At 47.4% G+C, this 25,315-nt stretch carries 23 protein-coding genes; 15 read left to right on the top strand and 8 right to left on the bottom strand.

The window, feature by feature from the left end; all coding sequences use genetic code 11:
* Position 1: 1 nt before the first annotated feature.
* The 8 genes from pdxR (at position 2) to rhaD (ending at position 8,086) form a co-directional block, all read left to right on the top strand.
* Entirely contained in the window at positions 2–1,453 is a 1,452-nt protein-coding gene (gene pdxR, locus BQ9856_RS15600; protein WP_077611857.1) for a MocR-like pyridoxine biosynthesis transcription factor PdxR, read from the top strand.
* Positions 1,446–2,378: a hypothetical protein gene (locus BQ9856_RS15595; protein ID WP_077611856.1), complete on the top strand. Its 933-nt coding sequence runs from the start codon at positions 1,446–1,448 to the stop codon at positions 2,376–2,378. The genes pdxR and BQ9856_RS15595 overlap by 8 nt, the downstream gene beginning before the upstream one ends.
* A gap of 27 nt (positions 2,379–2,405) precedes the next feature.
* Positions 2,406–3,383, top strand: coding sequence for an AraC family transcriptional regulator (locus tag BQ9856_RS15590; protein ID WP_077611855.1), 978 nt, complete (start codon positions 2,406–2,408; stop codon positions 3,381–3,383).
* Between the two features lie 192 nt (positions 3,384–3,575).
* Positions 3,576–3,812: a hypothetical protein gene (locus tag BQ9856_RS15585; RefSeq protein ID WP_077611854.1), complete on the top strand. Its 237-nt coding sequence runs from the start codon at positions 3,576–3,578 to the stop codon at positions 3,810–3,812.
* Positions 3,813–4,191: 379 nt separating this feature from the next.
* Entirely contained in the window at positions 4,192–5,631 is a 1,440-nt protein-coding gene (rhaB, locus tag BQ9856_RS15580; protein ID WP_077613396.1) for a rhamnulokinase, read from the top strand.
* An 18-nt stretch (positions 5,632–5,649) separates the two neighbouring features.
* Positions 5,650–5,964: an L-rhamnose mutarotase gene (rhaM, locus tag BQ9856_RS15575; protein ID WP_077611853.1), complete on the top strand. Its 315-nt coding sequence runs from the start codon at positions 5,650–5,652 to the stop codon at positions 5,962–5,964.
* A gap of 30 nt (positions 5,965–5,994) precedes the next feature.
* Positions 5,995–7,245, top strand: coding sequence for an L-rhamnose isomerase (locus tag BQ9856_RS15570; RefSeq protein ID WP_077611852.1), 1,251 nt, complete (start codon positions 5,995–5,997; stop codon positions 7,243–7,245).
* Between the two features lie 13 nt (positions 7,246–7,258).
* Positions 7,259–8,086 (top strand): rhamnulose-1-phosphate aldolase, encoded by an 828-nt coding sequence (rhaD, locus tag BQ9856_RS15565; RefSeq protein WP_077611851.1) that lies wholly within the window; start codon positions 7,259–7,261, stop codon positions 8,084–8,086.
* Between the two features lie 118 nt (positions 8,087–8,204).
* On the opposite strand, the gene BQ9856_RS15560 is transcribed toward rhaD, so the two are convergent.
* Entirely contained in the window at positions 8,205–8,861 is a 657-nt protein-coding gene (locus BQ9856_RS15560) for a hypothetical protein (RefSeq protein WP_077611850.1), read from the bottom strand.
* Positions 8,862–9,126: 265 nt separating this feature from the next.
* Here BQ9856_RS15560 and BQ9856_RS15555 point away from each other — a divergent pair, with 265 nt between their 5' ends.
* From BQ9856_RS15555 to BQ9856_RS15545, 3 genes are all read left to right on the top strand, one after another.
* Positions 9,127–9,417, top strand: coding sequence for a co-chaperone GroES (locus BQ9856_RS15555; protein WP_077611849.1), 291 nt, complete (start codon positions 9,127–9,129; stop codon positions 9,415–9,417).
* Between the two features lie 171 nt (positions 9,418–9,588).
* Positions 9,589–11,208 carry a chaperonin GroEL gene (gene groL / locus BQ9856_RS15550; protein WP_077611848.1) on the top strand — a complete coding sequence of 540 codons (1,620 nt, stop codon included), beginning with the start codon at positions 9,589–9,591 and terminating at the stop codon, positions 11,206–11,208.
* A 28-nt stretch (positions 11,209–11,236) separates the two neighbouring features.
* Complete coding sequence (locus BQ9856_RS15545) at positions 11,237–11,746, top strand: DUF6106 family protein (RefSeq protein WP_077611847.1); 510 nt, start codon at positions 11,237–11,239, stop codon at positions 11,744–11,746.
* 119 nt (positions 11,747–11,865) lie between these two features.
* Here the strand turns inward: BQ9856_RS15545 and BQ9856_RS15540 are convergent, their stop codons facing one another.
* Complete coding sequence (locus BQ9856_RS15540) at positions 11,866–13,812, bottom strand: oxidoreductase (protein WP_159442013.1); 1,947 nt, start codon at positions 13,810–13,812, stop codon at positions 11,866–11,868.
* 189 nt (positions 13,813–14,001) lie between these two features.
* Here BQ9856_RS15540 and BQ9856_RS15535 point away from each other — a divergent pair, with 189 nt between their 5' ends.
* Both BQ9856_RS15535 and guaB read left to right on the top strand, forming a co-directional pair.
* Positions 14,002–14,904, top strand: coding sequence for a LysR family transcriptional regulator (locus tag BQ9856_RS15535; protein WP_159442012.1), 903 nt, complete (start codon positions 14,002–14,004; stop codon positions 14,902–14,904).
* Between the two features lie 171 nt (positions 14,905–15,075).
* A complete protein-coding gene (guaB, locus tag BQ9856_RS15530) occupies positions 15,076–16,530 on the top strand; it encodes an IMP dehydrogenase (RefSeq protein ID WP_077611844.1) in 1,455 nt (484 codons plus the stop codon).
* Between the two features lie 199 nt (positions 16,531–16,729).
* Here the strand turns inward: guaB and BQ9856_RS15525 are convergent, their stop codons facing one another.
* The 5 genes from BQ9856_RS15525 to BQ9856_RS15505 are packed head-to-tail and all read right to left on the bottom strand — an operon-like array spanning position 16,730 to position 21,493.
* On the bottom strand, positions 16,730–17,134 hold the full coding sequence (locus BQ9856_RS15525; RefSeq protein ID WP_077611843.1) for a DUF3842 family protein: 405 nt from the start codon (positions 17,132–17,134) through the stop codon (positions 16,730–16,732).
* A 44-nt stretch (positions 17,135–17,178) separates the two neighbouring features.
* Complete coding sequence (locus BQ9856_RS15520) at positions 17,179–18,234, bottom strand: MupG family TIM beta-alpha barrel fold protein (RefSeq protein WP_235839222.1); 1,056 nt, start codon at positions 18,232–18,234, stop codon at positions 17,179–17,181.
* A complete protein-coding gene (locus BQ9856_RS15515) occupies positions 18,221–19,657 on the bottom strand; it encodes a PTS transporter subunit EIIC (protein WP_077611842.1) in 1,437 nt (478 codons plus the stop codon). Before BQ9856_RS15515 ends, BQ9856_RS15520 begins: the two co-directional genes overlap by 14 nt.
* Positions 19,658–19,695: 38 nt before the next feature.
* Positions 19,696–20,601, bottom strand: a complete 906-nt coding sequence (gene murQ, locus BQ9856_RS15510; RefSeq protein WP_077611841.1) for an N-acetylmuramic acid 6-phosphate etherase — start codon at positions 20,599–20,601, stop codon at positions 19,696–19,698.
* Positions 20,558–21,493, bottom strand: a complete 936-nt coding sequence (locus BQ9856_RS15505; protein ID WP_077611840.1) for a MurR/RpiR family transcriptional regulator — start codon at positions 21,491–21,493, stop codon at positions 20,558–20,560. The genes murQ and BQ9856_RS15505 overlap by 44 nt, the downstream gene beginning before the upstream one ends.
* Positions 21,494–21,744: 251 nt before the next feature.
* Here BQ9856_RS15505 and BQ9856_RS15500 point away from each other — a divergent pair, with 251 nt between their 5' ends.
* Positions 21,745–22,596, top strand: a complete 852-nt coding sequence (locus tag BQ9856_RS15500) for a PHP domain-containing protein (RefSeq protein ID WP_077611839.1) — start codon at positions 21,745–21,747, stop codon at positions 22,594–22,596.
* On the opposite strand, the gene BQ9856_RS15495 is transcribed toward BQ9856_RS15500, so the two are convergent.
* Positions 22,581–23,990 (bottom strand): spore germination protein, encoded by a 1,410-nt coding sequence (locus tag BQ9856_RS15495; protein ID WP_077611838.1) that lies wholly within the window; start codon positions 23,988–23,990, stop codon positions 22,581–22,583. The two genes, BQ9856_RS15500 and BQ9856_RS15495, sit on opposite strands and share 16 nt — an antisense overlap.
* 743 nt (positions 23,991–24,733) lie before the next feature.
* Between BQ9856_RS15495 and BQ9856_RS15490 the strand changes: the two genes are divergently transcribed.
* A partial coding sequence (locus BQ9856_RS15490; protein ID WP_139348792.1) for a plasmid pRiA4b ORF-3 family protein occupies positions 24,734–25,315 on the top strand: 582 nt, incomplete at its 3' end.

Genomic DNA, 25,315 nt, shown 5'->3' with positions numbered 1-25,315 from the left:
CATGGAACTTATGATACCCTTAAAAAACCTTCCGGGTTCCCCCTTTTATAGTCAGATTTACAGCTACATCAAAGAAGAGATAAAAAAGGGGAACTTAAGGCCGCCTACCCGCCTTCCGTCGACGAGGCTGTTAGCGGAACATTTGAAGGTGAGCCGCAGCACCACTCAGATGGCCTATGATCAGCTGCTTTCGGAAGGGTATATAGAGGCGGTTCCCTGTAAAGGCTATTATGTATGCAGAATTGATGGCCTGGTCCATACCGGACAGGAGAAAAGGAAAGAAACGGCAGCCTTTCTGAATGACTCCTTTGGAAAGGAAAAGGAAAATGCTCCGGACTGGATTGTGGATTTTTCTCCCAGAGGAATTGATTTAAATACCTTTCCGTTTAATACCTGGAGAAAAATTTCAAAGAATACTCTTGTGGATGACAAACGGGAAATGTTCATGCCGGGGGATCCTCAGGGAGAAGTCAGCCTTCGGGAGGTAATCCGTGCCTACCTGCATTCTGCCCGCGGGGTCAATTGCACGGCAGAACAGATCATCGTAGGAGCAGGAAGCGAGTATCTTTTGATGCTGCTTTCCCAAATAATGGGGACCAACCGGTCCATTGCCATGGAAAATCCCACCTATAAGCAGGCATACCGGGTCTTTGACAGTCTGAAATACCGGGTATTGCCGGTTGCCATGGACAAATCAGGCATGGATGTGGACCTTCTGGAGAAAAGCGGAGCGGATATTGCCTATGTAATGCCCTCCCATCAGTATCCGACCGGGATCGTCATGCCGGTGAAGCGGAGACAGGAGCTTCTTGGCTGGGCTTATGAAAAAGAGGGGAGGTATCTGATTGAAGACGATTATGACAGTGAATTCCGTTATAAAGGAAAGCCCATACCCGCCCTGCAGGGAATGGACGGAAGGGAACGGGTGATTTACTGCGGAACCTTTTCCAAATCCATAGCTCCGGCCATCCGTGTCAGCTATATGGTTTTGCCTGTGCCGCTTCTGACTGTTTACCGGGACCGGGTAAATTTCTATGCCTCCACGGTGTCCCGCATTGACCAGAATATTCTTTATCAGTTTATGTCAGAGGGACATTACGAACGGCATTTGAACCGAATGAGAGCGGTGTATAAGGCAAAGCATGATGCACTTATCGCAGGCCTTAAGCCCTTTGAAAGCCAGTTCATAATCCGGGGGGAATATGCGGGGCTTCATCTGCTTTTAACGGACCGTAAGGGAAGGCCGGAGGAAGCTCTTATCAGGATAGCAGCCCAGTCAGGGGTCAAGGTTTACGGTATGTCAGGATATTTTATCCATGAAGAGCACAATACGTATCCGCCAACCGTAGTTCTGGGGTTTGCAAGCCTTACGGAAGAAGACATAAAGAGAGGGCTTTCACTCTTAGCGCAGGCATGGTCAATCAGTGATGGTGAGGAGGGGTTTTGTGAATAAAAAATGGATGGATAACAGAAAGCAGGATAAAATCCGTGTCATGATCTCGATCGGACTCACAACGCTTCTGCTGCTTTTATTAGGCGCTGCGGGGACCATAAGAAATGGGAAAGCAGCCCGGATAAGCGAAAGCCAGGGAACCAAAAGCCAGGAGACCAAAAGCCAGGGGGCCGAAAGTCAGAGGACCGAAAGCGACAGGATGCTGGCGGCCAGGACTGTACTGCCGGAGGTTTCTGAGGAGACTCCGGTTCCTGAGATATCCCTTACGCCGGAGGATCAGGATTTCTTAAATCAGCTGACAGAACAGATCGGCCTGGGGGACTTAGATGGGGCAGCCAGGACTTTAAACGGTTATAAGGTTCCATGGAGGGAATTTCCCCTCATGTACGATGGAACGGCCATGAAGGCAGAAGTATCTTCCGGCTATGGGCTGGTATTTACAAAAGCTTCCACCGTTTTCTACGGAAAATTTGATCAGGGAGTGCCCCAGGGGAATTGCACGGCCCTTCAGGTTCTTGAACTGGAGGAGGGAAAACGTTATGATTATGCCTGGGGGACCTGGGAAAAGGGAAAGATGTCGGGGAACGGAGAGTGCGGCTACAATTATTATGACGGAGTTAAGTCGGATATCACCAAGGTAAATGCCAAGAAGGGGACATTTAAAGAAGATCTGATGCAGGGGGAGATCACCTACACCAGCACCAATACTGCAGGAGAGACAACATCCTGGCTGTTTCAGGTCGCAGATGGCGTCATTGTACCGGATGACAGGTGGATCAGGGATACGGACAGCTCCGGAGCCGTTATTTATAAGCTGATGGCAAAGGATGATGACATCCATGCATATACCTTAAGCGAAAGTGCCATGGGAGAGGACCGGTGGAAAAACCTGATCGTATATGAAGCATGGAAAGCGGGCGGCTGAACGATTTTTATAAGGAGGCTTTAACGGGTGAATCAGGAAATGATAGACCGTCTGGGAGTCATTACGGACGAGGAACGGGAAATATTAAACGGGCGGACAGAGATCGACCGGAAGAGATATACCGAAGGACAGGAGCTGGTGATCGACAGCAAAAAGATGCTGGAGCATGGAAAAATGATTCGCATAAGGCCTCATACCAGGTTTGTTCATTTCCCAAAGCATAAGCATAATTACATTGAAGTGATCTATATGTGCAAAGGGGAAACCACCCATTTTATTGATGGGGAAAAGGTGGTTTTAAAAACCGGAGAGCTGCTGTTTTTGAACCAGCATGCAACCCAGGAGATCCTTTCAGCCGGAGAGGATGATATTGCGGTAAACTTCATCATTCTGCCGGAATTTTTCGACACAGCTTTTGAGATGATGGGAGAGGAAGAAAATTTACTCCGGGATTTCCTGGTAGGCTGTCTCTGCTGTGATCCCCGTTATGCCAGCTACCTCCATTTTCAGGTGGCAGATGTGCTTCCGGTACAGAATCTGGTGGAAAATATGGTCTGGACCCTGCTCAATGACCAGCCCAATAAAAGAAGCATTAATCAGATCACCATGGGCCTTTTGTTCCTGCAGCTCATGCATTATACAGATAAGATCAGCCATACCTCAGAAAGCTTTGAACAGAAGCTTATTTTTCAGGTGTTAAAATTTATTGATGAAAATTATAAGGATGGGGAACTGACCGAACTTGCGCTTCTCCTTAATTACAATATTTACTGGCTGAGCCGGGCCATAAAAAGGCTGACCGGACGGACTTATAAGGAGCTTTTACAGATCAAGCGGTTAAATCAGGCATCGTTTCTTCTCTTGAATACCAGGCTTACCGTGACGGATATTTCCATAGCAGTGGGGTATGACAATACCAGTTACTTTCATCGGATCTTTCGGAATTATTATGGAGTGTCACCAAAAGAATACAGGGAGAAAAAGTTTGAAATGGAAGAAGTATAACGGGTAAAACCAGGTTTATAAAATTGTGAATTGAATGGTTCCGAAACTTTTAAAACCGGTTAATTTATGATTGAAATAAAGCTTTCGATTTTATTTATTAATTAAGTTAAAAAGTAATAAACAGAATGAATTTTGCATATACTTGGTAATATATGGTTGATATAAAATATTTCTGAAAAGGAGAGAACCAATATGCCAAGAGGAGTAAGAAAAACACCACTTGAAAAGCTGAAAGAAGAATTAAAAGAGGTGCAGGAATCAATTCAACAAAATAAGAATTGCCTTGTTACTTTAGGAGAAAAAGAAAAAGAGATACAAGATAAAATAAAACTGGAAGAATTTAAAGAAGTATCATCAATATTGGATGAACATGAGATGTCCATCATGGATCTGAAAGAATTACTTATCTCTACAAAAGCAGAGCAGTAGCTTAAGGAAATATCCGCGACTATGTGATCGTGTTGTTTTACCAGCGGATAAATAAAATGGTGTCAAAAAACCAGGTGGCAGATTGCTTACCTGGTTTTTTACGGGGGGACTTCTTCTTATAATCCATGCAAATAAGGACGCAGTTTTAATTAAACAACGTCCTTATTTTTTATAAGGGAATCCATTATGATAGAAAGAAGAAATACCCTTTGGGTATACCTTTATGCCCAAAGTACGTGGGCAGAAATGAGGAAATACCCTGCGGGTATACCTTTATGCCCAAGGTACATGGGCAGGAACGAGGAAATACCCTGCGGGTATACCTTTATGCCCAAAGAGCATGGGCAATAATGAGGAAAGCAATGGGAGAGTGGTTTATATGGAAAAGTATTATCTTGCCATAGACATCGGTGCCTCCAGCGGCCGTCATATTCTTGGGACCGTTAGGGAAGGGAAGGTGATCCTTCAGGAGATTTACCGGTTTGACAATGGCATGAAGCGGAAAGACGGGCATTTGTGCTGGGATGTGGAGTCCTTATTTGCAGAGATCAAGGAGGGCATGAAGCAGTGCAAAAAGCTTGGAAAGCTTCCGGTCAGCATGGGGATTGACACCTGGGCTGTGGATTTTGTCCTTATGGATAAGGACAACCGGATGCTGGGGGATGCAGTGGGCTACCGGGATGACAGGACAAAGGGAATGGATCACAAAGTATACGAGACCATTTCCCTGAAGGATTTATATGGAAGAACCGGGATACAGAAGCAGATTTTCAACACCATTTACCAGTTGACGGCTGTGAAGGAAAAGAATCCGGAATATTTTGAGAAAGCAGACTCATTCCTGATGATCCCGGACTATTTCCATTATCTGCTGACCGGAGAAAAGAAGCAGGAATACACCAATGCCACGACCACGCAGCTGGTGAATCCGGAAACCGGAAGCTGGGACTATGAACTGATCCGGCTGTTGGGCCTTCCTGAAAGGCTGTTCGGTGAACTTTCCATGCCGGGAACAACAGTTGGGGAATTGACAGAAGAAATAAAAGAGGAAGTAGGATTTTCCTGCCGGGTGGTCCTTCCGGCAACCCATGATACCGGTTCTGCCGTCATGGCGGTTCCCGTGGTTCCGGATGGGGAAGAATCCATGGGCGATATCCTTTACATCAGCTCCGGAACCTGGTCCCTGATGGGAACGGAGCTTCATAAGGCGGATTGCTCCATGGAAAGCATGGAAGCGAATTTCACCAATGAGGGCGGTTATGATCACCGTTTCCGGTATTTAAAAAATATCATGGGGCTGTGGATGATCCAGTCCGTAAAGAAGGAGCTTGCAAAAGCAGGACAGAATTACTCCTTTGCAGAGCTTTGCCAGATGGCTTCAGAAGAACGTATCGCATCCATCGTTGACTGCAATGACAGCGTATTTCTTGCGCCGGAAAGCATGACCGGTGCGGTACAGGATTTCTGCCGGAAGTCCGGGCAGGAAGTACCGGAAACAGCAGGCCGGATTGCAGCGGTCATTTACAACAGCCTTGCAGCCTGTTATGGAGACACGGTTAAGGAGCTGGAAGCCATTACCGGAAAAACCTATCCGTCCATCCATGTGGTAGGAGGCGGTTCCAATGCAGAATATTTGAACCGGCTGACGGCAGACAGCACGGGCCGGACCGTTTATGCCGGACCGGGAGAAGCTACAGCCATCGGAAATCTGCTGGCCCAGATGCTGGCAGCAGGAGAATTTGACGGTTTAAAACCGGCGAGAGAAGCAGTTTACCGGTCTTTTGCCATAAAGGAATATAAGCCGGTGAATAAGTCATAATGAAAGGATGGGATTTACATGATACGGAAATCATTTAAAATGTTTTTAAATGAAGGAATGGCAGAGGAATACGAAAAGAGGCATAACATGCTCTGGCCGGAAATGAAGGACATGATCCACGAATGCGGCGGGCATAACTATTCCATTTTCTTAGACGAAGAGACCAATGTACTTTACGGCTACATTGAGATTGAGGACGAGGAAAAATGGGCGAAATCGGCAGACACGCCGATTAACCGGAAATGGTGGGATTTCATGGCGGATATTATGGAAACCAACCCGGACAACAGCCCTGTTTCCGTCGGTTTAAAGCCTGTATTTCATTTCGATTAATCATAATTAAAATAAAAGGAGAAGAGAGCCATGACAATAAAGGAAAGATATGAAGCAGCAAAAGAAGCATATAAGGCCATTGGCGTTGATACCGATGCGGCAGTGGAGGCACTGAAAAACATTCCGATTTCCATGCACTGCTGGCAGGGGGATGATGTGATCGGGTTTGACGGAGCCGGCGCTTTATCAGGCGGAATCCAGGCTACCGGTAATTATCCGGGCCGTGCAAGAAATCCAAAGGAACTGATGGATGATATGGATAAGACCTTAAGCCTGATTCCGGGAAAGCACAGGATCAACCTTCATGCCAGCTATGCCATTTTCGAAGAAGGGGAATGGGCAGACCGGGATAAGCTGGAGCCAAAGCATTTTACAAAGTGGGTGGAATTTGCAAAGGAAAGAGGCATTGGCATCGACTTTAACCCTACGTTATTCTCCCATCCAAAGGCAGAGAATGCTACTTTATCAAGCGAGGACCCCGAAATCCGCAGCTTCTGGATCGACCATGTAAAGGCATGCATCCGCATTTCCGAGTATTTTGCCCGGGAGCAGGGAACACCGTGTACCATGAACATCTGGATCCCCGACGGCTTTAAGGATATTCCGGCAGACCGTACGTCGCCAAGGGCACGGTTAAAAGATTCCCTTGACCAGATCCTTTCCATGGATTACGATAGGACCAAGGTATTCGTAGCCGTAGAATCCAAGGTATTTGGGATCGGCATGGAAAGCTGTACGGTCGGCTCCCATGAATTCTATATGAATTACGCTTCTAAGAATAACATCCTTTGTCTGTTGGACAGCGGTCATTACCATCCGACGGAAGTGGTATCCGATAAGATTTCTTCCATGCTTCTGTTCTTTGACAAGGTTGCCCTTCATGTGACAAGGCCGGTGCGCTGGGACAGTGATCATGTGGTATTATTCGATGATGAGACAAAGGAGATTGCCAAAGAAATCATACGGGGCGGGGCGGACCGGGTCCTTTTGGCTCTTGACTTTTTTGATGCCAGCATCAACCGTTTAAGCGCCTGGGTAGTGGGAATGCGGAACATGCAGAAAGCCCTGTTAAATGCCCTTCTTCTTCCGGACCGGAAGCTGGCAAAATTACAGGAAGAACGCAATTTCACAGAACAGATGATGCTTCAGGAAGAGCTTAAGCTGTATCCCATTGGGGATGTATGGAACTATTTCTGCGAGATAAACGGAGTTCCTGCAAAAGAAGATTGGTTTGAAGAGATACGCAGCTATGAAAAAGAAGTGCTGATCAACCGGAAATAAGGAGAAAAAGAACATGAAGATTTTAGATGCAGAATTTGTAAAAGGCTTTATCCGTATGTGCGACGATGGATTCCATCAGAACTGGCATGAGAGAAACGGCGGCAATTTGAGCTACCGCATCAAACCGGAAGAGGTGGAATCGGTAAAAGAGGACTTTACGGATCAAAATCCCTGGCAGCCCATCGGCACCAGCGTGAAGGGACTGGCAGGCGAGTATTTTATGGTGACCGGCAGCGGGAAATATTTCCGCAACGTGATTCTGGACCCGGCAGCCAATACCTGCATCATTGAAGTGGATGAAAACGGTGAAAATTACAGGATCCGCTGGGGACTGGTAAACGGCGGGCGCCCTACCAGCGAGCTTCCATCCCATCTCATGAATCATGAGGTAAAGAAAGAGGCTACTGCCGGAAAGCACAGGGTGATTTACCATGCCCATCCCGCCAATGTGATCGCCCTTACCTTTGTTCTTCCCTTAGAGGATAAAGTGTTCACACGGGAATTATGGGAGATGGCTACGGAATGCCCGGTTGTTTTCCCGGATGGCGTGGGTGTCGTTGGCTGGATGGTGCCGGGCGGACGTGATATCGCAGTGGCGACCAGTGAGCTGATGAAGAAGTACGATGTGGCTGTCTGGGCTCATCACGGCCTGTTCGCCTCCGGAGAGGATTTTGACTTGACCTTCGGCCTGATGCATACGGTGGAAAAGTCTGCGGAAATTCTTGTTAAGGTTCTTTCCATCCGTCCGGATAAGCTCCAGACCATCACGCCTCAGAACTTCCGTGACTTAGCGGTTGATTTTAAGGTAACTTTACCGGAAAAATTCCTGTATGAAAAATAACTTATGACCCAAGGGCTGTTGCAGAGAATTGCAATGGCCTTTTGTTCCTGTAAAGCGAAAAAGCCGCTGTAAAGCAAAGCGCTTTACAACGGCTTATCCGATTTTCTGCCATAAGCAGCTATTCCAGTTCATCTTCCACAATGGTAGTGGTTTCATCGGCTAGATTCTTAATCGCCTTACCGGCATTTTGTGCGGCTTCCTTTGCGGTATCAGCCACATTCTCAGCCGCTTCTTTTGCGGCGCCGGCAACATCGGCAGATGTTTCTTTTATAAAGTCAGTCACATCCTCCGCAGCATCTTCTGCTTTTTCCGCCAGATGGTCTGCGGCCCCGGCAGCGTAATCCAAACCGCCATCCTCTGTGATATCCTCATTTTCTAAAATATTATCTGCCTGCTCTTTCGTGGTGTCAAACATATCTTTTGCCGTATACGCCACGGCAGAAGCCGCCTCCTTTGCCGTATCGGTTACAATACTGGCTGCGTCCTTCATCAGATTTTTAGCCGCATTTGCTGCATCCTTGGCTGCATCCGCCATATCGGAAGCCGCAGTCTTAAATTCATCCTTATTGGCATGTAAGGAAACATAGTTGCGGTTCATCGTGCTGTCAATTTTGGAAATGTCATCATTACCGTCATCCTCAAAATCATGGAAATTCTCTTCCAGTTCTTTGTGGAATGATTTGTATTTCGTAAAATAAGAGATGCCAGCGGCAACAGCGCCGGCTATTGTGGCGAATGCCACGAATTTCCCAAAACCATTACCTTTTTTTGCCATATGAAAACACTCCTTTCATTCTCTTAGCTATTGTAATACTTCCAAACGAAAAAATAAAGGTATATAATAAGAAAATTTCTATAAACTATGTAAGAAAGGGGGAAAAACGCTTAAATATGGTAAAATTGTAAAAAAAATATAAAGTTAGCACTCAACTATTGACAGTGCTAATAATGAGTGATATAACTTAGTATGTGAATAAAAAAAACTTCTTTCGGAAGGCCAAAAGAAAGAACGAAGCAGAAAGCTAAGAGGAGGAATTGCAATGAAATTAGTACCATTATTTGACAAAGTTGTGTTAAAACCATTGGTTGCAGAGGAGACAACAAAGTCCGGTATTGTTCTGCCGGGACAGGCAAAAGAAAAGCCCCAGCAGGCAGAAGTCATCGCAGTAGGACCTGGCGGTCTGGTAGACGGTAAGGAAGTCTCCATGCAGGTAAAAGTGGGCGATAAGGTAATCTTCTCCAAATATTCAGGAACAGAAGTGGAAACAGGGGAAGACGATGAGAAGTTTGTTATCGTGAAACAGAATGATATTTTAGCAGTGATTGGATAATTAAGCTGCGGTACCCAAATTACAACAGAAATTTTTAAATAATACGCAGGTATGATTTCCTTAATAAAAGCAGGCGGAGTTCGGCCTGAATCCGGGAAATCAGCCGTTCGATGGCCCGGGGCCGAATCGAATTTCCCATTAATTATTAGAAGAGAACTGGAGGAATGAATCATGGCAAAACAGATTAAATATGGTGTAGAAGCCAGAAAAGCACTGGAATCAGGAGTAAATCAGTTAGCAGATACAGTCCGTGTTACTTTAGGTCCGAAAGGAAGAAATGTTGTACTGGATAAATCCTTTGGCGCACCTTTGATCACAAACGATGGTGTGACCATTGCAAAGGAAATCGAACTGGAAGATGCCTTCGAGAATATGGGCGCTCAATTAGTAAAAGAAGTTGCGACCAAGACCAATGACGTAGCCGGTGACGGTACCACTACCGCAACTGTTTTAGCACAGGCAATGATCAATGAAGGAATGAAGAACCTGGCAGCAGGGGCTAACCCGATCGTTTTAAGAAAGGGTATGAAGAAGGCTACAGAAGCAGCAATAGAAGCAATTGCCAAGATGAGCGAACCGATCAAGGGCAAGGCATCCATTGCAAGAGTTGCAGCGATTTCCGCAGCTGATGATGAAGTCGGCGAAATGGTAGCTGACGCTATGGAAAAGGTTTCCAACAACGGCGTTATCACCATTGAAGAGTCCAAGACCATGAAGACAGAGCTGGATCTGGTAGAAGGTATGCAGTTCGACAGAGGTTATATTTCCGCTTATATGTGCACGGACATGGAAAAGATGGAAGCAAACTTAGATGATCCGTACATTCTCATTACCGATAAGAAGATATCCAGCATTCAGGAGATCCTCCCATTATTAGAGCAGGTGGTTCAGTCCGGCGCAAGACTTCTGATCATCGCAGAAGATATTGAAGGCGAAGCTTTAACAACCCTGATCGTTAATAAATTAAGAGGAACCTTTAATGTAGTAGGCGTGAAAGCACCGGGCTACGGCGACAGAAGAAAAGAGATGCTGCAGGATATCGCAGTTTTAACAGGCGGTACCGTTATTTCCGAAGAATTAGGTTATGAGCTTAAGAGTGCAACCCTGGATCTGTTAGGACGCGCAAAATCTGTTAAGATCCAGAAGGAGAATACCGTTGTTGTGGATGGCTGCGGGGACAAGGCTGCCATCACGGCCAGAATCGGTCAGATCAAGGGCCAGATCGAAGAGACTACTTCTGATTTCGATAAAGAGAAATTACAGGAAAGACTTGCAAAATTATCCGGCGGCGTAGCAGTGATCCGTGTAGGTGCTGCAACAGAAACCGAGATGAAAGAAGCAAAACTCCGTATGGAAGATGCTTTATCCGCAGCAAGGGCAGCGGTTGAGGAAGGCGTTATCGCCGGCGGCGGTTCTGCTTACGTTCATGCGATCACTCAGATCGAGGATGTTGTTAAGAAACTGGAAGGCGACGAAAAGACCGGCGGAAAGATCATCTTAAAGGCACTGGAATCCCCGTTATACCACATTGCAGCCAATGCAGGGCTGGAAGGCAGCGTTATCATCAACAAGGTAAAAGAATCCAAGGTAGGCGTAGGCTTTGACGCTTACAAGGAAGAATACGTAGACATGGTGGAAGCAGGTATTCTGGACCCGACCAAGGTGACCAGAAGCGCTCTTCAGAACGCAACCAGTGTTGCATCTACCTTATTGACAACTGAGTCCGTTGTTGCTACTATGAAAGAAAAAGCACCTGCAGTTCCGGCTCCGGGCGGAATGGATATGATGTAATCCTGAAAAGAAAGGATCCAGTATCGCTATGAATGAAATGTATGCAGAATGGCTTGTGAAGCGTAAGTCTCCGGCCTATACCATGTTGTTAAAAATCGTGATGGGAATCCTGTGCGTGATTGCATTTTTCCTTTCCATATCTCCGGTTTTCGGAATCTTCGGAGTGATCATCCTGTTTGCCGCCGGTGCTGCCACATACTTTGTATTCCGCAACAGTGAAGTGGAATTCGAATATCTGTATGTGACCAATACGCTTTCCATTGACCGGATTTACGGCAGAAGCAAGAGAAAGAAAGCCTGGGAAGGCTCTATGGAGGGGATACAGATTGTAGCCCCGACCGATTCCACAGAGGCCAGGGATCACGAAACAGGCAACATGAAGATACTGGATTTTTCTTCTCATGTACCGGGGGCAAAGACCTATACACTGATCAGCCAGTCCGGTGCGGAGACAACCAAGATATTATTTGAGCCCAACGACAAGCTGCTTCATTGTATGAAGATGACAGCTCCGCGTAAGGTGGTTCAGCAGGTATAAAAGAAAAGGAGTCAGACGGTTATAAAACTGTCTGGCTCCTTTTTGCTGACGAAAAGACTTCGAAGAATTACTTGGTGTAGCAGCCTTCTTGACTTCCCGTTCGTTTCTCAGCGGTTATCCTACAGCTCCACAGCGACATTAAATGCATCAAAGTTTGCGCTTCGGACCGTGCCCACACATCCGCAGTCTCCTACCACAAAGGCCGGAACGGATAGCTTCTCTCTGATTTCGGCTGCAAGATGATCTTCCGGTGCAAGTCCCATGGCGATGATGCAGGTATCGGCTGCAATGATTTTTTCTTTCCCGTTTCTGAGCTGAACTACCACGCCTTCATTTGTAAATCGCACAATTTTACTGTCTCCGTATAATTGTACGCCGTTTTCCTTTACTTCATCCATTAAAGCAATCCGGGTGATGAAGAACATATCCTTGCAGAAATCTTCCTCCGGTATCATGTCGATAACGGTTACATCCTTTCCCTGTCTTGCAAGGGACACTGCACATTCCACTCCGGACAGGCCTCCGCCGCATACAACAACTTTTTTCCCAACGGCTTCTTTTTCTCTCTCCACGTTGCGCAGCATCTTTACATTTTCGCCCTCAATTCCGGGGATGCCAGGTTTAATAAAACGGGATCCTGTTGCAATTATGACAGCGTCCGGTTTTTCTTTTTCAATCAGATTGATGTCAACCGTGGTATTAAGTTTGATGGCTGCCCCGCAATTCATGGTAGTATGGATGCTCCATTTCGTATAATCCCGCATCAGATCCTTAAAGGTTACCGCACCGCCGTCATGGAGCAGGCCGCCAAGTTGGTCCGTTTTCTCATACAGGGTAACCGAGTGTCCCCTTTTGACCAGGGTCTGGGCTGCCGTCATTCCTGCCGGACCGCCGCCGATTACCATGACCTTTTTCTTCTCTCCGGCTTCCGGAATGGTTTTATAACGGTATTCTCTTCCGTTGACAGGATTAACCGCGCAGCGGACCGGAAGTCCATGGAAAATCCGGCCGCATCCATCCATGCAGCGCAGGCAGGGGCGGATATCTTCTGTTTTACCGGCTAAAGATTTGTGGATCAGTTCAGGATCGGCCATGAAAGAACGGCACATGCCCACAATATCGGCTTTTCCGGAGGAGATAATTTCCTCGGCCTCTTCCAGGGTAAAGATATTCCCTACGACGGAAACGGCGATGTCCAATTCCTTTTTTGCCGCTTCGGCAAATTTTACATTCTGCATTTTTTCCTGAAGATATAAGGGAACCGAATATTTCACACCTTCGGGCATAAACACATTTCCGCAGGAAAAATTCACAATATCAATATATTCCTGAGCTCTTTTTACATAGGCAAGGGATTCGTGAAAGCGCAGGCCGTTTCTGGTCATTTCATCTCCGCTGACCCGCATTTCGATCACCATATCTTTTCCCGCCGTCTGCCGGACTGCGCGGAGAATTTCCAATGGGAAACGCATGCGGTTTTCCAGACTTCCTCCATATTCATCGGTCCGGAAGTTGCTTTCCGGGGAAAGGAATTGTCCAAGAAGATTGTTGTGCCCGCTGTGAATCATGATCATATCAAAGCCGGCCTTTTTTACCCGTGCAGCGCATTCGGCAAAACGGTTGATCACCCATTCCATATCCGCCCGGTCCATGACCTTTAACTCCTGCATGCAGCCGGGAATGGGGACGTCAGACGGTGCGAAGCCGGGCTTTACATTCATGGATGGGACACCGCCTCTGCCCGCGTGGGCCAGCTCAATGGAGAGCTTGGCTCCGTAGCGGTGAACCTCTTCCGGAAGCAGGGACATGCCGGTGATGTATTTGTCATGGAGAACATTTAACTCCCCATAAAAGCACATGGCCCTTTCGTGATCAATCTGGGTATCCCCAAGAGTGACGTAAGCGACTCCGGTTTCCGCCTGTGTTCCTACAAACTGCAGCATCTCGTTGGTAACTTCTCCGTCAGAGGTTGACAAACAGCAGACCATTGGCGTATACTGCAGTCTGTTTTTAAAGGTGGTGCCCCGGATCGTGAGCGGTTGAAATACGTGTGGATAGTTCTTCATAGAAATAGCCTCCTTAATTGATAATTTCTTAACATTGATTATAAACAACGTTGAAATCAAAAAGCAAACAACCATTTTTTGTACATACAACCCAAAAAGAGGGCGGTATAACTTCTGAAAAAAGTGGAAATTTACCATATGCTTTGTTATAATAATATCAAAAGTATTTTTGAAAGGAGGATGCAGGCCATGGACAACAAGCAATTGCGGTTTTTTTTAGAGATTTGTACGGAGCTCAGCTTTTCCAAGGCGGCCAGAAAGCTGTTCGTCACCCAGCAGGCCCTTAGCAAAGCCATTAAAAATTTAGAGAATGAACTGGGAATTTCTCTGTTTTACCGTACCAATGCAGGAATTACATTAACCGAATACGGAAAATACCTTGAAAAGAAAAGCCGCCATGTTCTGGAAGAGTTTGATATGATCATGCAGGACATGAACAATATGAAAAACAATGAACAGGGAGAAGTCCGGGCCGCGTTTTCCTTTGGGGTAATGAGTGCATTGTCTCCTGACCTGATCTCGGAATTTCAGAAAAACCATCCCAGGATACAACTGAAAATAGAAGAATATCCGGATAAAGAATGTGAAGAGGCCGTGTTAAGTGAAAAGGCAGCCGTGGGATTTACCATTGCCCCGGTTGCCCCGGACCTTTTTGATTATAAAACGATAAAACGGGACCGGATGTGTCTGATTGTCAACCGGTCCAACCCGCTCTGCCAAAAGGATGCGGTTGAATTTTCTGAGCTTAAGGATCAGAAATTTATAATTGTTAATGAAAACTTTAAGCTGTATCACAACTTTATGAAAGGCTGTATTGCAGCCGGATTCAGACCTCAGATATACCATACGACCATGGAGATGATTCTGGTGCAGAAACTGGCAGGCAGCAACAAGGGAATCGGAGTCAGCGTTCTCTTTATCTCCGAAAATATTCCCGATACCTGCGCGGTAACGTTTGCGGATGACTCCTTTACCTGGGAGGTCTGTCTCATTACAAAGAAAAATGCCGCAGTGGACCATGCGACGGGGCTGTTTATTGATTATATCTGCGGGATTCATGATTTGCACGTGCCGGATTATAAAGATAAGTAGAAGACGTGTGAGAGGTATGGCAAACCTGTATCCGGGTGTCCACGGAGGACGGAAAAAATCGGTAAAATGTCCGTTGACAACCTCTGTAAAATTTGTTAAACTATGTAACTAACAAGCGAAAAGGCTTATTAGTAATATTAATAAGAATAAAAAGAAGGAGAGGAAAAACGAATGGGTACAATTATTGGCGAAGGCATTACTTTTGATGATGTGCTGCTGGTTCCTGCATATTCAGAGGTAATTCCCAATCAGGTTGATTTAACGACCAACCTTACGAAAACCATCAAGCTCAATATTCCGCTTATGAGTGCAGGTATGGATACTGTTACCGAGCACCGCATGGCAATTGCCATGGCAAGACAGGGAGGTATCGGTATTATCCATAAGAATATGTCGATCGATGAGCAGGCAGAAGAGGTTGATAAGGTAAAGAGGTCAGAAAACGGCGTCATAACGGACCCATTCTATCTTTCCCCGGAACATACATTAAAAGATGCGGATGAGCTTATGGGCAAATTCCGCATTTCCGGAGTGCCGATCACAGAGGGCAAAAAGCTGGTCGGCATCATTACCAACCGTGACTTAAAATTCGAAGAGGATTTCAGTAAGAAGATCAAGGAATGCATGACTTCTGAAAATCTGGTGACAGCCAAAGAAGGGATTACTCTGATGGAAGCCAAGAAGATTCTTGCAAAGGCAAGGGTGGAAAAGCTTCCGATCGTAGATGATGATTTCAACTTAAAGGGCTTAATTACCATCAAGGATATTGAAAAGCAGATCAAGTACCCGTTATCCGCAAAGGATGGCCAGGGAAGGCTTTTATGCGGCGCTGCCGTGGGTATTACTGCAAATGTGTTAGACCGTGTGGATGCGCTGGTAAATGCAAAGGTGGATGTAGTAGTGCTGGACTCCGCTCACGGACATTCCGAGAACGTTCTCCGGTGCGTGAGAATGATTAAGGAAGCTTATCCGGCTCTTTCTGTTGTTGCAGGCAATGTGGCGACAGGGGAAGCGACAAAGGCATTGATTGAAGCAGGAGCCGATGCGGTGAAAGTGGGAATCGGACCCGGATCCATATGTACCACCCGTGTGGTAGCCGGTATCGGCGTTCCGCAGATCACGGCGATTATGAATTGCTATGCTGTTGCTAAGGAATATGGTGTTCCCATCATCGCTGACGGGGGAATCAAGTACTCCGGCGATTTGACAAAGGCCATTGCGGCAGGCGGAAGCGTATGTATGATGGGAAGCATGTTTGCCGGATGCGACGAGAGCCCGGGAACGTTCGAACTGTATCAGGGCAGAAAATACAAAGTATACCGCGGTATGGGATCCATTGCAGCGATGGAAAACGGCAGCAAGGACCGCTACTTCCAGACAGATGCCAAGAAGCTGGTTCCGGAGGGCGTGGAAGGCCGTGTTGCTTACAAGGGTATGGCAGAGGATACCGTATTCCAGATGTTGGGCGGCTTACGGTCCGGTATGGGATACTGCGGCGCACAGACCATAAGGGCACTGCAGGACACAGGAAGATTCGTAAAGATTACGGCTGCATCCTTAAAGGAAAGCCATCCCCATGACATTCATATCACAAAAGAAGCGCCAAACTACAGCATAGATGAATAGGCATGATTTCCTTAATGAAGGCAAGCGAAGCGCGGCCTGAGTTTAGGAAATCAGCCGTTCGATGAGCCGGAGGGCGAATCGAACTTCCTTGGTATTATTTCCTTAATGAATGCAAGCGGAGCGCAGCCTGAATTTAGTAAATCAGCCGTTCGGTGAGCCGGAGGCGAATCGAACTTCCTCATAAACAAACAGGTGGAGATCATAAAAGATTCTCCACCTGTTTGATTACCAGGACAATGGATTCCGAAAGGGTCAGGTTTTCACAGCCTACCACATAATGATTGCATTTATTCACCGGTATGAGGATCTTATAGGCACGGCTTTTGCCAATGGCTTCTGCCATGACAGGGGTGATCTCTCCTAACAGGGAGTCGGCAATGACGATCCCAATGGGGCCGATGATGATATCGGCATCACGGCTGGCCACGATAACGGGATTCTCGCCGGTTGCACCTGCGTCAGCTCCTGCCTTCAGCATGGCGGAAGTAGCGATGGAGTTGGTCCCGATGGCAGTGATCCGAAGCTCGGGATGGGATTTTTTCAGCTGGGCGATGACGGACTGTCCCATTTTTCCGCCCTGCCCGTCAATAATAACGATTTTCATAGCATCCTCCTTGCCCTCTATTGTATTATAGGGAAGGAAAGAAATCAAGTGGAAGGCCGGGTAAGCTTTATTTTACCTCCCCGCTCCAGACAGCCGAATAAAAGTTCATATCCGGCCGGAACGTGTCCGATGACATTGACCCGTTCATCGGCCGGAAAGTCTTTGTTTAACAGCTGGATCTCTCCGGAATAACGTCCGTAGAGCCGGTTGTCCATGGTAATGGATCCCTTTGTCCTTGCAATGCAGTTGCAAGGGACTGTTTCCTCTCCTGGTGAACTGTATTCCTGGCTTTCCTGAAGGCGGGCAAGCCAGGAGGGGCTGTCAGGACGTATGGTAAAGGTACATCCGAAGAAGCCTTCAAAACCCGGATGAAGGACCGCAGGAATGCTCAGAGTACCGGTATGGAGGTATTCCCCGATCAGGGCAGCCTGCGGGGCCGAGAGACCGGGATCTCCGGTGAGTATCCCGTAAAGCCTGTTCTCCGGCCGGCATAAATCGGCGTAGCAGACGTAGGGAGGCAGACCCCGGTGCTTTTCCAGGGTGGGAAGTCCGGAAAAAACCGGGCCCCGCAGAGCTTCATCTCCCGGCACAAAGGCCAGAACCCGTACCCCTGCGTCGTGAAGCTTCTGGTTCGTGGACTGGAAGAAGGGTTCATCAAGGCCAGTCTCCGGCCGGGGATAGAAATTGTGGATGGCATAAACACTGCCTCCCTCGCCTGCGATTTCACAGGCCAGCCGGTGATCCTTTGTGCTGGCATTGACCGCGATGGGGATATGCTTTGCAATGGCTCTGATTTCATCAGCCGGAAAGCCGTAATCCAGCCGCAGGATGGAGATACCCATTTCCTTTGCAAATGACAGGATATCCGGGGAACCAAATTGTTCCAGGGTTTTGGGGGATACATCTCCAATGATCTCATATCCCTGTTTTAAGAGGAACCGGCACATTTCCCGCGCTTTTTCACTGTAATCCGGCCCGAATTCCTCACTGATATGAAAGGATGTGAACAGAAGGCCCCGGGAGAGCCCGGAAAGGCTCTCCCTCATGGAATCAAAACAGCTTACATAGGCCGAACGGCCAAAACGTTCAGGCTTTTGCAACTTCGTCCTCCTTAATAAACAGGCCGGTGATGATAAATCCGGCAATGTATGCGATCACCAGACCCAGAAAATAATGGAGCATGTTAACCGGGCTGCTCATGATCGGAATGGCTAACAGGCCGGAAGGGCTCCAGGCAATGCTCTTTACATGCATCAGCATCACATAGGCGCCGCCGAAGCCGGCTCCTAATCCTGCAGTTATGAAAGGCTTGCCGAGGGGAAGAGTGACCCCATAAATGAGGGGTTCCCCGATGCCTAAAAATCCGGATGGCAGCGCACCGATGATGATGCTCTTTAAGCGTTTGTTTCCGCTTCGTTTGGCTTTCAGATAGATGGCAATGGCCGCACCCACCTGCCCTGCACCTGCCATAGCCAGGACCGGGAATAAGGAGACTCCGCCCATCTGTTCCAGCTGGACCGCATAAATGGGAACCAGCCCATGATGCAGTCCCAAAAGGACCAGGGGAAGGAACACGGCTGACATGATGTAACCGGACAGAACGCTGACAACCGGATTCGTGGAATTTACAAGGAGGGATAAAGCCCGGACCAGACCGTCGGATAAAAAGCCGGCAGCCGGCATCAGTACCAGTACAAACAGGGTTCCGGTTATCAGAATGCTTAAAAAGCCGGTCAGCATGATGTCAAGGACATCGGGAACGTGCCTGCGCACCCAGCGTTCCACTTTGGAAAGCACCCAGACGCCGACGATTACGCCGATGATCCCGCCCTTGCCGCTTATCAGTGTAGAGCTGTTTGGAATCTGCTCATTGTAAAGACCAAAGAGTTTTGAAATGTCCGTTATCTGTGACATAATGCTCATGGAGCCGATCATGCCGCCCAGGGCAGGCGTCGCTCCAAAGCTTTTTGCTGCATTAATACCGGTGTAAATGGCAAAATAACCGAGAAATGCGCCGCCGAACAGCTTCAGTATGGTGACGGGAAGGGTCCAGAAGCTGCCTGCTAATATCTGCGCATCCACGCCCTGGCCGATGATATTGGCCACACCGTTGCATAATCCGGCTGCAATGATAGCCGGAATCATTGGAATAAAGATATCGGAGATGACCCGTATGCCGCTCTTTAGCCCGCTGCCTTTCTGGCCGGCCTTTAACGCTTCTTTGTTTTCCTGCCAGGAGACATTGGTGGAGAGCCCTTTGCCGTCAGGCTCGCCTGGGATCCCCATACCGATGCAGATATCCATGAGCTTTCTGGCTTTACCGGGTCCGACCACCACCTGTACATCAATTCCGTTTGAAACCAGGCCAAGAACTCCTGAAAGCCCTTTCAGTTCCTCCGCCTGCACCTGATCCGGGTCCTTTACCTTTAAGCGAAGGCGTGTCATGCAGCTGGCCGCGGCTGCCACGTTTTCTTTCCCTCCCGATAGTTCCAGGATTTTTTGAACCAATGCTTCATTTGTCATAATAGACACCTCCATATTTGAAATGAATTACATTATGTTTATTCAGGAGTCCTTTTCACACATGCACGGATATGCCCGCGGGATTCCTTTAATTTCGCTTCCGCTTCTTTTGGCTCTGCGCCCATTCGCTTCATGGCTATGGCCAGCTTCACGCTTCCTCCTGCTTCGTCTAAAAGCCTTCTGGCCTCATCCCGTTCTATTTCAGCGGCAGCCATCAGGATGTTTTCTGCCCGGGTACGCAGCTTCTCATTGCTCTGTACCACATCTACCATCAGATTCTGATATGCTTTTCCGATGCCGACCATGGCTCCGGTGCTGATCATGTTAAGTATCATCTTCTGTGCGGTTCCGGCTTTTAAGCGGGTGCTGCCGGTCAGCACTTCCGGTCCCACCACCGGTTCAATGGACAAGTCTGCAGATTTTCCGATGAGGCTTCCCTCATTGCAGGCTATGGCTACGGTCCGGCAGCCTATGCTTTTTGCATAGCCTAAGGCAGCCGATACATAGGGCGTCCTTCCGCTGGCAGCAATGCCCACCACCACATCTTTCCGGGATAAGGACAGGGCCTTTAAATCTTCGACGCCAAGAGTCTCAGAGTCCTCGGCTCCTTCCACGGCCTGCCTTATGGCCCCGTCCCCTCCGGCGATCAGGCCGATGACCATACCCGGATCCACCCCAAAGGTGGGAGGGCATTCCGAACTGTCTAAGATACCGAGCCTTCCGCTGGTTCCGGCTCCCATGTAGATGAGCCGGCCTCCGGCCTCAAATGCCTCACAGACCCATTCCACCGCTTTGGCGGTCTGGGGCAGGACTTTTTCCACTGCCTCCGCCACCTTCCGGTCTTCCCGGTTCATGGCTGTCACCAGTTCTAAGGGTGTCATGGTGTCTAGATCCATGGTATCAGGATTGCGGCTTTCTGTTGTCATCTTGCTTAAGTCTACCATGATTGAGTTCCTCCTCATTATACGCTTCGTCGAAATGTTCAAAATACGACGGATTTTTCTTGGAAATGTGTGTTTTCCGCCACTGGGTAAGGGAATATTCGCTGTTGCGGTTGGCGTATGCGGTATACAGAATATCAATGATGTTTAACTGGCTGATCCTGCTTCCCATGGCACCGCTCCGAAAGGTGGATTCATTGGCAGCCACATAAAGGTTATAATCCGCCATTTCCGAAAGCGGTGATACGGCAAAACGGGTGATCAGGATGAATTTCGCCCCTACCTGCTGCATGGTCCTGGCGCACTCGATCATTTCCATGGTCCTGCCGGAATAGGAGATCATCAGTCCCAAATCATCCCGGCTCATGTTACGGGCCTGCAAAAGCTGGGAATGCCAGTCATCATTTAAGATGCAGGGCTTGTTGATCCGGAGGAATTTTAGGTAGGCATCCCGGGCCACCAGAAGGGATGAGCCGATTCCGAATAAGCAGACGGTGCGGCACTGGCACAAGCGGTCAACGCAGCTTTTCATGACGGATAAATCGGTTAAATTTCTGGTATCTTCTAAGGATGCGATGTTTTTATATGTAATTTTGTCGATGATCTGTTCCAGAGTATCGTTCTCCGTGATTTCCCCCATTTTTTCCCTGGTGTTCTCCTGCCGGATGGCCAGTTCGCAGATCAGGGCGGCTTTCATTTCCCTGTACCCGGAGAAGCCAAGTTCATGGCATAGCCGGATAACGGTGGAAGAAGAGGAAAATCCTTTTTCCGCCAGAGCGTGGACCGAAAGCTTCACCGCCTGTTCCGGGGTGTCCAGCAGGTAACGTACAACGCCGGCCTCTGCAACGCTCATCTCTTTTTGGTATTCTCGCAATCGAACCAGTACACTTTTCATTTTCATTTCCCCTTTGTTGTGGTATTAGTATATGCGGCGCGGATTAATAGTTCAAGATATTGGATTTCTTATGAAACTTTGTACCATACATTGGAAGAAATGTCTATTTTTTGCCTTGCCCTATGCCAGAAATTGGGCAATTTATTGACCTTTATACAAGATAAGCTTATAATAGGGCCATTGGAACTTGGGAGTTTAACCGAATCAGGCAGCGAAGCGGATTGCGAATATCCGCTTGACGGAGGTCTTTTATGAAAGCGGATTTTCATATGCATTCCTGTTTTTCTGACGGAAGTGAAACCATCATGCAGATTTTTTCCCTGGCAAAGGAACAGGGTCTTACGGCAGCTGCCATAACGGACCATGATACCATATTGGGCCTTGAAGAAGAAAAAGAAGCGTCAAGAAAATACCGCATTCCTTATATACCGGCAGCAGAGTTTACGGTGGCAGAGGAGGGAATGAAATTTCATGTGCTGGGATATGGGATCGATCCGGAGAATCCGGGATTGCTTCAATATTCGAACTGTTTTCTGGAACAGATGAATGAACGGTCCAGTCTTCAGATCCGCAGGATGCAGCGGGCTGGAATAGAGATTGAAGAAAAAGAGTTTTTCGAAAAGGCAGGAGGCGGGCCTCTTTACCGGGCAAAGCTTCTGGGAGTCCTGGCTGACCATGGACTCCTTAGGAAAGAGGAAATCATGGAGAGCCTGCCCCGTTATTTTGGAAAGGGAGCTCCCTATGAGGAAGAGGATCGTTTCCCGTATGGAAGTTTTTATCAGGTATGCGCTATGATAAAGAAGGCTGGGGGGAAAGCAGTTTTGGCCCATCCTGGGAAAATAAAGAGAAAGAGCGGACAGCTTTATGATGCCCTTTTAAGAGAAGAATGTCTGGATGGCCTTGAAGTTTACCATCATGATAACCCGGAGGATGTCCGGGCAGAATTATTGGCTGTGGCCGGGAGCAGACGTTTCATGGTCACAGGGGGCAGCGATTATCACGGTATTTACAGGAAGCCGCCGGTTCTTCCGGGGGATGAGGAGCTGCCGGAAGAGCTGGCGGAAGGTTTAAAACATCTGTTATCCGGTTACTTTTGCCTGTGAGGAAGCCTTCCGCGGAAGAAACGCTTTTTCAGTTCTGAAACGTGGAAGGGGATCAACGGGTAAATATAACTCTTTCCGGCGATGGTCTTGTTGAATACAATGGCGCACAGGGAGAGCACTGCACCGCCGATAAATCCCCAGAAGTTGAAAAGGGCGGTTGTGATCAGCATGATCATCCGCATGAATTTAAAGGCATAACCGAGTTCAAAACTTGATTGGGAGTAATTTGCAATTGTCACAAAGGCCATATAGAGCATGGTCTCGCTGTTGAACCAGCCGGATTTTACGGAATATTCGCCCAGGACGATACCGGCGATCACGCTGAGCGGCGTAGTCAGCATACTTGGGGTGTTGACTGCGGCAAGCCTGAGTCCGTCAATGGCAAATTCCAGAATCAGAAGCTGGAAGAGCAGGGGAACCTTAGGCGCCTCGGACAACTGGATGAACTGCAGCCAGGATGGGATCATTTCCGGGTTCTGCATGAACAGCAGCCATAAAGGGGTCATAAACAGGGTCAGAAGCGAAATAATAAAACGGGAAAGCCGTAAGTAGGTTCCGGTAATCGGGGGGAAATAATAGTCATCGGCTTCTTCTATGATATCAAACACGGAAGAGGGCAGTATCATGGCAGAGGGAGAGTTGTCCACCATAATAATGATGTTTCCCTCCAGAATGGAGGCGGCGGCGGTGTCGGGACGTTCGGAATATTTAAACTTTGGAAACGGATTGTACCATTTATTGGGATAAAGGCATTCCGCAAGGCTTTCCTGGTTCATGGTCAGGGCATCCACTTTCAGCTTGTTAATGCGTTCTTTGACCATGGCAAGAAGCTTTTCATCCACCCGGCCCTTGAAATAGCAGATGGCAATGTCGGTATGGGAGCTTTCTCCGGTGTTCATGATTTCCACCGTGAGTTTTGGATCCCGTATTCTCCGGCGGATCAGGGCGGTATTGAAGATCAGGGTTTCCACAAATCCATCCCTGGAGCCCCGTAAAACCTTGTCCTTCTCCGGTTCCGACACTCCTCTGGAGGGGTAGGTACGGCAATCGACGGTCAGACAGGTGTCATAGCCGTCAATAAACAGGCAGGATACACCCATTAAAAGCTGGGTTATCATCTCCTCATCATTTTTAACAAGACCCACTTCTCCGTAGGGCAGGTATTTTTTGGAAAAAGTATGGGCATCAGGAGGCATATCCTCTTCTTTTATCGCATTGAAACCTGGAAGAATTTTTAACCATACCTCATCCTTTGTAAAGCCGTCGATAAAGTAAAGACAGGCTTCCCGGCCGGCAACATGTATGACACGGTATACTACATCGAAATTCGTATTAATATCCAGCCTGTCTTTCAAATAATTCATGTTATCCGATAGCTTTTTCGAAAATTCCATGGTGATGTTCTCCTCGCATTCATAATCAGCATTTCTTTCATATGAAAAGTATACACAATTTTCATGAAAATATGTTTTATTGAAATATGTACGTATGAAAGGGACTTTTGAACGGATCTGTATGAAAAATTGCAGTAATGATTCTTTAATGCAAGGATATTTTTGGTAAAATACACTAAAATCATTGACTTTGTTGGGAATAGATGGTATCATCGTCCATGTAAGAAGCGCAAAGGGGTACCTTGCGTGTTTGATTTTGGCATGGGGTTGCCAGACAGCAGAAACGAAATAGTGTGACGGTTTCAGATCGTGACGGAGGATTGCCTTCTGTGGGGGAAGGGCAGTCCTCTATTAATTTAACCGAATCAAGTAAGTCCCCTACTTCAAATGCAAAGAGCATTAAGTGGTGGGTGGGGACTTGCTTGTGTCAGGTGGAGTACAAGCTCCACCTGACAAGCAGCGATAGCTGCTATTCGGTTATGCCCGGTGGAGCGGGGCACGCTGTGAGCAAGTAGCGAAGCGGATTGCGAATATCCGCTTGACAAAGAAATGAAGTTAAAACTGAAAAAGCTGTCATAATTACAGAAAATAGCCCCTGCTTTGCAAAAATTAACGGGATGGACTGGACAGAACAGGAGGAAATGTGGTAAATTGTAACGTGCGTCTTATTATAATAGAAACATAAGAAATCATTCCGCAATTTAAGAACGGATACAAAAGATACGAGACAGGAGGACGTTTTCATGGGAGCATATCAACTGAAAATCACGATCAAAGGCAGTAAGCCGCCGATTTGGAGAAGGATTCTGGTGCCGGAAGGGATTACCTTTGAGAAACTGCACCAGATTATTCAGACAGCATTTTGCTGGGCCGATGATCACCTGTATCAATTTGAATTCCGTTCTGAAGGGGTACGGGTAGTACCGGCTGAAGAAGACAGGTCTCAGAAATTTCAATATATATTAACGGATGAAACCATTGACAATCTGGTATCCGGTACGAAAAAATTTACCTATATATATGATTTTGGTGATAACTGGGAGCATGTAATCCAGGTAGAAGATGTGATAGAAGATTATAAGGAGAACTACGCCCAGGTCGTTAAATTCAAAGGAGATGTAATTCCGGAAGACTGCGGAGGCATTACCGGGTATTATGAACTTTTAAAAAAATCCTCTGAATACCTGAAAGAATATGATATGTCAGCCATCAACAAATGTTTGAATCAGAATGTAGAACCTGTTCCGGAAGAAATCCATATTGCAGACATTTACGGCTGTTACGATAAAAGCAGCGTCATTGAGATTGCTAAAAGACACGGCTTG

Origin of the sequence: Clostridium sp. Marseille-P2415 (assembly GCF_900155545.1) — a bacterium.
Taxonomy (GTDB): Bacteria; Bacillota; Clostridia; order Lachnospirales; family Lachnospiraceae; genus Lacrimispora.
The sequence above is the reverse complement of the archived record's forward strand: the minus strand, read 5'-3'. Positions and strand labels throughout refer to the sequence as shown.